Below are 9,960 nucleotides of genomic sequence, written 5' to 3'. Positions count from 1 at the left end.
CAGCGAGTGAAGGAGCGCCGCATAAGCGCAGGATCCAGCGATGCCGCGGCTACTCACGGTGAGCGCGAACGGCACGGCTGAACACCGCGTGCAGGCTCTTGGGACCGTCGCCGATGAGGCGGCGCACGAGGCCCCTGCACCCCGCTACCGCACGACGCCGATCACAGGACCGGGACGACCCGGAACCCCCAGTTCCAGGCGATTTGACTCACCGCGCGAACAGGTAACCAGCCTGTTCGCGCGGTGTGGAGAATCGCTCGTTCGACAAACATGCCCCCTGCGTCATCCGCCGACTCACAGATTCACGTGGCACGCACGTGAATCCTCGATCAACCGGAAGCGTCCACCCCAAAGAAAACCCCCGTGTCACATCGGTGACAACCGCAGATTAGCCACTGACGCGACCGGGACGGATCCGCCGAACAGTCGAATTTCCGATGCTGCGCAATTCAACAAGTCCCTCGCCGACCTATCGACGCGCACAAGCACCAGTCACCTCGCGCATCCGCACACCCACCCGCTGTGATCAGCATCTCCGATGGCGCGCTCCGCACGCGAACGTACGATAAACCGCATTTGAATACTTCGGGAAAATCACCGTTCTGCCCGCATCCAGGCCGCGTGGCAGATGAGGTTCCACATCACAAGCCCCGAGTACCGACGTTCGACGCGGACCCAAACGACACTGCGCCCCCCGACCTGGAATTGCGCAAAACAGCCACCCGCTCACAGGACTCCGCGCTGGTCACTGCACCACATCAGCTCAGCAGATCGATTCAGCACCGATAGATCGCTGATCTTCACCCGCGCTCGGCCCTCGAACCTGGCCGGACACACCCGCGACCAGCGAAGCCTCGCGGCGACCCAAGTGAGACACTTCGCGCCTCACTGTCGCGTTGCGGTCGACGCAACGACGTCGGATCGGACGAAACCTCTCATCCGGCCAAATCCAGACAGCCTTCCGAGGTGTCATGCACCGGTCCTGCCGCTCGATCTCCACCGCCGTTCTCCGCCGTCGAACCGCATCGACAGCGACACCGGGGAAAGGTACGTACATTCACGAATTCCACGTGCACTTTCACTTTCCACTGCAGGGGGATCGCGGAATTCGCTTCACGTCGTCCACACCTCTTTTTGCCATAAGTGTTCCCGATGTCCTTCCACACCGGCGACGAATGCCGCCGATCGGAGCAAAGGGGGTGAGTCGGCCATCTACAGCATCGCGAACCCGCGTGCCAGTGACCTGAGACCGGGGATGGCCGCGGCCTCGAGGGAGAACAATGCCGGTGCTGACGGCGCAGGGCGCGGTGGCGCGCGGGGGTGGGGCCGCACCGCTCGGCGCTGCCCGACTTGGCTCAGCGCGCCGCGGCCGCCGGCCCCACCGAATCGGACCGGCGGGGCGCACGCGGCACCTCTGCTCCGCCTGACCCCGCCGGTTCCGACTCACCCCGGGACGTCCGGATGCACCCGATCTCGCCAATCCCGGCCCACCCGACCCTCGCCGGCACCCCGCCTCGGAACCCCCGCGCCCACCGGCCTCGCCGACCCCGGCCCACCCAGCCCTCGGCTCGCCCGGCCTCACACGGCCCGCCACCCCCACCGTGCTCTACTTCCCCTGCCCGACGAGCCCCGTCCCCAACCGGATCCAACTCGTCGAGAATTTTTCGTTATTGCCGCGTCCCGAGGACATCTCCTGGTCAGAGGACTTTTGGACCGGCAAGTGAGGTGGGCATGGCGGTGGCCGAGGAACCCGGCGTCGCGACGGTGGTGGCCGCGCGCGACGGTGACCAGCGCGCGCTCGACGACCTGGTGAGCGGGTACCTGCCCCTCGTCTACAACATCGTGGGCCACGCGCTCGGCGGGCACGCCGACACCGACGACGTCGTCCAGGAGACGATGTTGCGGGCGGTGCACGGGTTGACCGGGTTGCGGGACCCGGCGGGGTTCCGGTCGTGGCTGGTCGTGATCGCCATGAACCAGATCCGGTTGCGCCACCGCGAACAGCAGCGCGTGCCGGTCACCGGCCCGGTGCCGGAGGATGTGGCGGACCCCGGTGCGGACTTCGTCGACCTCACGATCATGCGCCTGCAGCTGTCCGGGCAGCGGCGCGAGGTGGTCGCGGCCACGCGGTGGCTCAGCGCGGACGAACGCGAGCTGCTCAGCCTCTGGTGGCTGGAGGCTGCCGGGCGGCTCACCCGCGCGGAGGTCGCCGAGGCGCTGGAGCTCACGCCGCAGCACACGGCCGTGCGCGTGCAGCGGGTCAAGGCGCAGCTGGACGCGGCGCGCATCGTCGTGCGGACGCTGGAGAGCACGCCGCGCTGTCCCGAGCTGGCCGAGGTGCTGGCCGACTGGGACGGTGACCCGAGTGCGTTGTGGCGCAAGCGGATCGCCCGGCACAGCCGCAGCTGCCGCCGGTGTGAGCGCTGCGGGTACGACCTCGCGTCGGTCGAGGGGCTGATCGCCCGGCTGCCGCTGGTGCCGCTGCCCGCCGCGCCGGCGTTCGACCCGGCGGCGCTCGCCGGCACCCAGACCTCCATCTCGGCCGTTCCCGCGGACCCGGTCACGACGAGCAAGATCGGGCTGCTGTTCAAGGGCGCGCTCGTCAAGCCCATCGCGGCCGCGGCGGCCGCGGTGGTGGCCGCGGGGATCGTGGTCGCCGTGCTGCCCTCTCGTGAGGAACCGGTCGCGCAGGTCACCGTCACCAGCACGTCGGTCGCTCCCACGACCACCACGACGACGACCACCTCGTCCGCACCCGCGACCATGACGACGACCACGACCACCGCCCCGCCGGTGCCCGCCGCTCCCCCGACCGCCGTCGCGGCGTCGGTGAAGAAGGGCGTCAGCACCTGGAACTTCGACGGCGTCGGCAAGGCGCTCGGCGACGTTCGGGCCGGCTGGTACTACAACTGGGCCGTGCACCCGGACGGCGTCACCGCGCCGAAGAACGTCGAGTTCGTGCCGATGATCTGGGGCGCCAAGTTCACCGACGACGCCACGATCGCCCGCGCGAAGGCCAACGGCAAGGTGCTGCTCGGGTTCAACGAGCCGGACTTCCCCGAGCAGGCGAACATGACGCCGGAGCAGGCGCTCGACCTGTGGCCCAAGCTGGCGGCGACCGGGCTGCGGCTCGGCAGCCCCGCCGTCGCGCACAGCGGTGACAAGGCGGGTGGCTGGCTCGACCGGTTCATGGCCGGTGCCGCCCAGCGCGGCCTGCGCGTCGACTTCATCGCGGTGCACTGGTACGGCTCGGACTTCAGCGACGCCGCCGTCGGCCACCTGAAGAACTACCTCGAAGCGGTGCACAAGCGGTACGGCAAGCCGGTGTGGCTCACCGAGTACGCGCTCATCGACTTCTCCGGCGGCTCACCGCGCTACCCGACCCAGGCGCAGCTCGCGGCGTTCGCCCGCGGCTCCAGCGCCATGATGGAAGGCCTCCCCTACGTCGAGCGGTACGCGTGGTTCGCGCTGCCCGCCGACAAGCCGGGCACCGGCCTCTACGCCCCCGGTGGCACCCCGAACCAGGCCGGTCAGGCCTACCGCGACGCGGGCTGAGTCCCTCCGCTCGCCGCTCCCGCACCACCCCCGTGTCAGTTCACCCTGCCCGAAAGGACTTCTCCATGTCCCCCGCCCCCACCTCCCGGCTGCGGCGACGCGTGCTGATCGCCGCCCTCGCCGTGGCGGGTGTCGTGGCGTCCGCGGTCACCGCGAACGCGATGTTCTTCTCGCCGCCCAAGCCGCGGCCGAGCGCCGTCTCGACGACTACCACGACCACCACCACCTCGCAGCACCAGACGGCCGCTCCGGCGACGTCCGCGCCCGCACGGCCCGGCACCTCGGTTCCTGCGGCAGCTCCGGCGACCACCAAGGCCGCCGCTCCCCTGCCGCCGCAGGAACCGATCCCCCCGAACGCCGTGCGCGTCGCCGAGTTCGTCGCCGAGTGCCCGTTCACGCACCGGCTCCCGGACGACCCGATCGTCATGCCGAACCTGCCCGGTGCGTCGCACCTGCACAGCTTCTTCGGCAACGTCTCGACCAACGCGCACTCGGACATCGCGAGCCTGGAGAAGGCCACCAGCACGTGCAGCCCGAAGGCCGACCTCTCGTCGTACTGGGTGCCGACGCTGCTGGTCGACGGCCAGCCCGTCGAACCGACCGGCACGACGTTCTACTACCTCGGTGAGGGCGTGCGCGACGACGTGATCGCGCGCACCCAGCCGCTGCCGTACGGGCTGCGGATCGTCGCGGGCAACGCCAAGGCCACCGCGCCGGACGCCAGCACGCAGTCGCGCTGGTCGTGCCTGCACGCGGGCCACGTCGGCGCCTCCAAGGACTTCGTGAACTGCCCGGCCGGCACGATGATCGAGTCCTACCTGGACTTCCCGCAGTGCTGGAACGGCAAGGACCTCGACTCGCCCGACCACAAGAGCCACATGTCCTACCCCGTCGCCGGCGACTGCCCGGCCACGCACCCGGTGCCCGTGCCGAAGCTGCGCCAGGTGCTGCGCTACCCGGCCAGCGGCGACCCGGCGCGGTTCAAGCTGTCGTCCGGCCCCGGCTTCACGATGCACGGCGACTTCTTCAACGCCTGGCCGCAGGCCGAGATGGCGCAGCGCGTGCGCGACTGCATCAACCGGATCGTCAAGTGCGGACCGAACGGCCGCCCGTAGTGCGAGCTCTCGTCGTCGCGGCGGCGCTGGTGGTGGTGACGGGCTGCGGGACTTCGCAGCCCGCACCACCCGGTGCACCCGCGAGCCCGGTCGCCGCTGACCTGAGCGCCACGGATCTGGCGTTCGTGGACCTGGTGATCCCGCAGAACGAGTCCGCGCTCGCCGCGCTCGCCCTGACGGCCACCAGGCCCGGTTCGGCGCTGCGCCCGGTGGCGGACCGGGTCGGCGAGCACTACCGCGCCGAGCTGGCCCGGGCACGGGAACTGCTCGCCCGCGCGGGCCGGCAGGAGTCCGGTCAGCACGAGGGCCACGACATGCCCGGCATGATCACGGCCGCCGAGCTGGCGGCCGTCGGGACCGCCGACGCCGAGGAGTTCGACGAGCACCTGGAAGCGTTGCTGCGCACGCAGGCCGAGGAGGCGCGCACCGTGGCACGTGCCGAGCTCACCTCCGGCACCAGCGCAATGGCACGGGAGCTCGGCGCGCGCGTCGACCGTTCGCGAGCGGAGTTCCTCGCTCTCCTGGGAGCGCCCTGACCGGGTGCCCGGCCGGGACGTGGCCGAGAATCGCGGTGTGCCGAACGCTGAGAACCCCGACCACGCCCGGCTGCTCGTGACCGGGAGCGCCGGTCACGCCGTCACCGAGCTGGTGACCCCGGCGCTGCTGCTGCGCACCCCCGGTGCGGCGTGGTCCGAGCTCGTCCACGTCTACGTGCCGGACGGCCCGACCGTCGCGTTCAGCGGCCGCGACCTGCGCTCCCCCGGTATCGCCGACGCCACCGAGGTCGCCAGGGCGGCGGGCTTCGAGACGGTCGTCCGGTCACCGGGCGGGCGCATGGTCGCCTACGACAGCGGCGCCGTCGTGGTCGACCACCTCGACCGCACGACCGGCATCCGGCACGCGGGCAGCGCGACCTTCGCGGCGAACGCCGGGAGCCACGTGCGGGTGCTCCGCGAGCTGGGCGACGTCGACGCCCGCATCGGCGAGGTGGACGGCGAGTACTGCCCCGGTGAGCACAGCATCAACGTCGGCGGCACCGCGAAGGTCGTCGGCTCGGCCCAGCGCGTCACCGCCACCGGTTCGCTGTTCAGCACCGTCGTCCAGGTCGTGGTGTCCGACCGGGTGCGGGCGGTGATCACGGACGTCTCCGAGGCGCTCGGCTACGACCTGCGGCGCAGCTCCATCGCGGGGCTGGCCGACTACGTGCCGGCGCTCACCGCCGAGGAGGTCGCCGCGGCGTTCGCGGCGGACTACCGCTCCCGGCTCTCCCTGACCGGCGGACCGCTGCCGGCCGAGGTGGCCGCACACGCGGCGAAGGCCCTGCCGGGCGCGCAGAGGCCGTTCCACGTCGACGACTGGACCCGTGCGAACCCGGTGCCGCGCTCGCACCACCCGTAGGTCACCCGCAGCGCCGGATCGCCACCAGCGCGATGTCGTCGGTCGCCGGCTGGTCGCCCACCATCGCGGCCATCACCTGGATGCACGCGGCCTCCGGCTCCATCGCGCTCACCGCCTGCCGCAGGTGCTCCATGCCGGAGTCGAGGTCCTGCCCGCGGCGCTCCACCAACCCGTCGGTGTAGAGGACGACGAGGGTGTCCGGCGGGACGTCGATGCCGGTGCTGCGGCGGCCGGAGGTGCCGAGGTCGAACCCGACGGGCGGGCCGACGTGGGTCGACGCGAACCGGGTCTCCTCACCCGGCACGGCGATGACCGGCGGCAGGTGCCCGGCGACGGCGAGCGTCATGCGGTGGGTGGCCGTGTCGATGATCGCGTAGGCGACGGTGGCCATCGTGTTGTGCTCGAAGTGGCTCGCCTTGCGGTCGAGCTTGCTCAACACCTGCGCGGGGTCCAGATACTCCAGGGCGTAGGCGCGCAAGGCGCTGCGCAGCCGTCCCATCACGACGGCGGCCCGCAGGCCGTTGCCGACGACGTCGCCGATGACCACGCCGATGCGGTCGCCGGGCAGTTCGAACACGTCGTACCAGTCACCGCCGACACCGCTCTCCGCGCCGGCCACGTACCGCGCCGCCAGGTCCCAGCCCTCGGGGGCCGGCAGGCTCGCGGGCAGCAGGCTCTCCTGCAACAGCGTGGCGGCGGCCCGTTCGGACCGCGTGCGGTCCACGTAGACGGCCACGGCCAGGCGGTCGGCGACGAGCTGCAGCGCGTCGACCTCCTCGTCGGTGAACCGGCGCGAGGTGGTGCTGCCGACGTGCAGGACCCCGGTCAGCTCGCCCTCGGCGATCATCGGCACGCCGAGCAGCGCGCGCAGGCCGTGCTCCCACAGCAGCGGGTTGACCACGGTGGAGGGGTCGACGTGTTCGATCTGCACCGGTTCCCGGAGCTGGGCGACGCGGCCGGCGAAGCCCTTGCCGACGGCCACGCGCGTGCCCTGGAAGACTTCTTCCTCGAGCCCGGTGGTCGCCCTCGCGACTAGCTGCGCGCCGCCGCGGTCCACCAGCAGGACGGTGGCGGTGTCCACCGCGAGCAGTTCGCGGGTCCGCTCCAGCAGCACTTCCAGGAGCTTGTCGAGGTCGAACTCCTTGAGCGCGCTGTCCGTCACCGCGTCGAGGACGCGCAGGCGTAGCGGCGCACTTCCGGACTCGACCATGCCACCTCTCCGTCACCCTGTGCCCACGACAGTACTGCCCGAGGTGGACGGACGCCTCGTACGACCCCGAGTCGTCAGACCGGGTAGGTGTGCGTCTCGGTGGCTTTCACCGCGGCCCACAGCTCGTCACCGGGACGCAGCCGCAGATCGGCGAGCGTCGCCGTGGTGATGTCGGCGAGCACCGCCGGGGCGCCGTCGAGCCGCACGCGGGTGGTGTGGGCGTGCTGCTCGATCGCGGCGACGGTGACGGGCCAGGCGTTGCGCGGGCTGCCGGTCGGCCGCCGCGGGTGCAGGCTGACCGCGGTCGGCGGGAACACCACGTGCACCGGTCCGTCGACCGGCGCCGGGATGGTGAGGCTGCCGCCGCCGTCCAGGTCCACCGCGGTGCCGGAGGCCGTGCCGCGGTAGAAGTTCAGGCCGACGAGGTTCGCGGCGTAGTCGGTGCGCGGCTGCCTGGCCACCTCGGCGGGCGGGCCCTCCTGGACGGCGCGTCCGTCCTCGAGGATCACCAGCCGGTCCGCGAGGACCATGGCGTCGAGCGGGTCGTGCGTCACCAGCAGGGTGTGGCCGCCGAAGTCCGCGAGGTGCCGGCCCAGTTCCGACCGCACCTGCAGGCGGGTGCTCGCGTCGAGCGCGGCGAGCGGTTCGTCGAGCAGCAGCAGGCTCGGGCGCGTGGCGAGCGCCCGGGCGAGGGCGACGCGCTGGGCCTGACCTCCCGACAGGGAACGGGGTCTGGCCCGGGCGTGGGCTGCCAGCCCCACGCGGTCGAGCCAGCGCGCGGCCTCCGCCCTCGCCTCGGCGCGCCGGGTGCCGCGCGCCCGGAGGCCGAAAGCCACGTTCTCCAACGCGGACATGTGCGCGAAGAGCAGGTAGTCCTGGAACACCACGCCGATCGGGCGCTTTTCCGGCGGGACGAACGTCTCCGGGGAGTCCCAGGTGGACTCCCCGGCCGTGATGCGCCCCGACGTCAGCGGCAGCAGTCCCGCCAGCGCCCGCAGCGCGGTGGACTTGCCGGCGCCGTTCGGGCCGAGCAGGGCGACGACCTCCCCCGGCGCGATGGTCACGTCGAGGTCGAGGGTGAAGTTCCCGCGCGTGACGCGGAGTTCGGCGCGCAGGGTCATGTCGGCCCGCTGATCCACCGGTCGCGCAGACCGGCCAGCACCCCGACGGACACCAGCAGCAGCACGATGCTCAGCACGATCGCGGCGTCCGGATCCGTTTCGAGGGCGAGGTACACCGCGAGCGGCATGGTCGTCGTCTCGCCGGGGAAGTTGCCCGCGAACGTGATCGTCGCGCCGAACTCGCCGAGCGCGCGTGCCCAGCACAGCACGCCACCGGCCACCACACCGGGAAGCACGGACGGCAGCGTCACGCGCCGGAAGGTGAGCCAGCGGGACGCTCCGAGAGTGGCCGCGGCCTCCTCGAACCGGGGATCCGCGGCCCGCAGCGCTCCCTCGACCGAGATCACCAGGAACGGCATGGCCACGAAGGCCTCGGCCACGACGACCCCGGCCGTGGTGAACGGCAGCGAGATCCCGAACCACGCGTCGAGGTGCTGCCCGACCAGGCCGCGACGGCCCAGCACGAGCAGCAACGCCACACCGCCGACCACGGGTGGCAGCACGAGCGGAACCGTCACCAGCGCACGGAGGAACCCGCGGCCCGGCAGTCCGGACCTCGCCAGCAACCAGGCGAGCGGGATGCCGAGCAGCAGGCACAGCACCGTGGCCAGCGAGGCGCAGATCAGCGACAGCCTCAGCGCCTGGCCGACCTCGGCGCTGAAGAGCCGGCCGGACATGCTGCCCCACGGCGCCCTGATCAGCAGCCCGGCCAGCGGCACCAGCAGGAACGCCAGGCCGATGAAGGCGGGGAGGGCGAGGACGACCGGAAGCCGCCCCCTGGCTCGATGACGCGTCACGGGAGGACGAAACCGGCCTGGCCGAGCACCGAACGGCCCCGTTCGGACAGCACGAACGCGACGAAGGCCTTGGCGGTGGCCGCGTTGCGGGCCTGGGCGACCGGTGCGATCGGGTAGTCGTTGACGGCCTGGTCCGCCTCGGCGAAGTCGATGCCCTCGACCTTCTCACCCGCAGCCCTGACGTCGGTCCGGTAGACCAGCGCTCCGTCGACCTCCCCGAGCGTGACCTTGGTGAGCACGGCCTTCACGTCCTGCTCCAGCGTGTCCGGCGCGGGCGTCACCTTGGCGGCGTCGAACACCTTCCTGGACGCCGCGCCACACGGCACCTGCTCGGCGCACAGGGCGATCTTCCTGTCCGCCACGGCGAAGTCGGCGAGCCCGGCGATCTTGCCGGGGTTGCCCTTCGGCACCGCGATCGCGAGCTTGTTCCTCGCGAACGTCGTGGGCGTGTCCGTGATGGCCCCGGTGTCGGTGACCTGCTTCATGTTCGCGGGCGCCGCCGAGGCGAACACGTCCGCGGGCGCGCCCTGGCCGAGCTGCTGGGCGAGCGCCGAGCTGGCGGCGAAGTTGAACCTGACCTCCGTGCCGGGGTTCGCGGCCTCGAAGTCCGCGCCCAGCCGGGTGAACGTTTCCGTCAGCGACGCCGCGGCGAAGACGGTGATGCCGCCGCCCACCTCCCCGCTGTCCGATGTGGACGGCGCAGCCGGGCCGCACCCGGCCAGGACCAGCACCGCACCGGCGGTGGCGAGCACGCTTGCGCGCAT

Annotated in this window: 8 protein-coding genes; 4 read left to right on the top strand and 4 right to left on the bottom strand. The window is 71.9% G+C overall.

The window, feature by feature from the left end; translation table 11 throughout:
* Positions 1-1,737 precede the first annotated feature (1,737 nt).
* The 4 genes from V1227_RS03155 (at position 1,738) to V1227_RS03140 (ending at position 6,068) form a co-directional block, all read left to right on the top strand.
* Positions 1,738-3,555 carry a sigma-70 family RNA polymerase sigma factor gene (locus tag V1227_RS03155; protein WP_329790945.1) on the top strand — a complete coding sequence of 606 codons (1,818 nt, stop codon included), beginning with the start codon at positions 1,738-1,740 and terminating at the stop codon, positions 3,553-3,555.
* A gap of 65 nt (positions 3,556-3,620) precedes the next feature.
* Positions 3,621-4,670 (top strand): DUF1996 domain-containing protein, encoded by a 1,050-nt coding sequence (locus V1227_RS03150; RefSeq protein WP_329790944.1) that lies wholly within the window; start codon positions 3,621-3,623, stop codon positions 4,668-4,670.
* On the top strand, positions 4,646-5,206 hold the full coding sequence (locus V1227_RS03145; RefSeq protein ID WP_329790943.1) for a DUF305 domain-containing protein: 561 nt from the start codon (positions 4,646-4,648) through the stop codon (positions 5,204-5,206). Before V1227_RS03150 ends, V1227_RS03145 begins: the two co-directional genes overlap by 25 nt.
* A 37-nt stretch (positions 5,207-5,243) precedes the next feature.
* A complete protein-coding gene (locus V1227_RS03140; RefSeq protein WP_329790942.1) occupies positions 5,244-6,068 on the top strand; it encodes a lipoyl protein ligase domain-containing protein in 825 nt (274 codons plus the stop codon).
* A 1-nt stretch (position 6,069) separates the two neighbouring features.
* Here the strand turns inward: V1227_RS03140 and V1227_RS03135 are convergent, their stop codons facing one another.
* The 4 genes from V1227_RS03135 to modA all read right to left on the bottom strand — a co-directional run bounded on the left by V1227_RS03135 (position 6,070) and on the right by modA (position 9,960).
* Positions 6,070-7,278 carry a PP2C family protein-serine/threonine phosphatase gene (locus V1227_RS03135; protein ID WP_329790941.1) on the bottom strand — a complete coding sequence of 403 codons (1,209 nt, stop codon included), beginning with the start codon at positions 7,276-7,278 and terminating at the stop codon, positions 6,070-6,072.
* A gap of 74 nt (positions 7,279-7,352) precedes the next feature.
* Positions 7,353-8,399, bottom strand: a complete 1,047-nt coding sequence (locus tag V1227_RS03130; RefSeq protein WP_329790940.1) for an ABC transporter ATP-binding protein — start codon at positions 8,397-8,399, stop codon at positions 7,353-7,355.
* The gene (gene modB, locus V1227_RS03125; protein WP_329790939.1) at positions 8,396-9,196 is read right to left on the bottom strand and encodes a molybdate ABC transporter permease subunit; all 801 of its coding nucleotides are present in this window, start codon (positions 9,194-9,196) and stop codon (positions 8,396-8,398) included. The genes V1227_RS03130 and modB overlap by 4 nt, the downstream gene beginning before the upstream one ends.
* Positions 9,193-9,960 (bottom strand): molybdate ABC transporter substrate-binding protein, encoded by a 768-nt coding sequence (gene modA / locus V1227_RS03120; protein ID WP_329790938.1) that lies wholly within the window; start codon positions 9,958-9,960, stop codon positions 9,193-9,195. Before modA ends, modB begins: the two co-directional genes overlap by 4 nt.

Origin of the sequence: Lentzea sp. DG1S-22 (genome assembly GCF_036321065.1) — a bacterium.
Lineage (GTDB): Bacteria > Actinomycetota > Actinomycetes > Mycobacteriales > Pseudonocardiaceae > Lentzea > Lentzea jiangxiensis.
The sequence above is the reverse complement of the archived record's forward strand: the minus strand, read 5'-3'. Positions and strand labels throughout refer to the sequence as shown.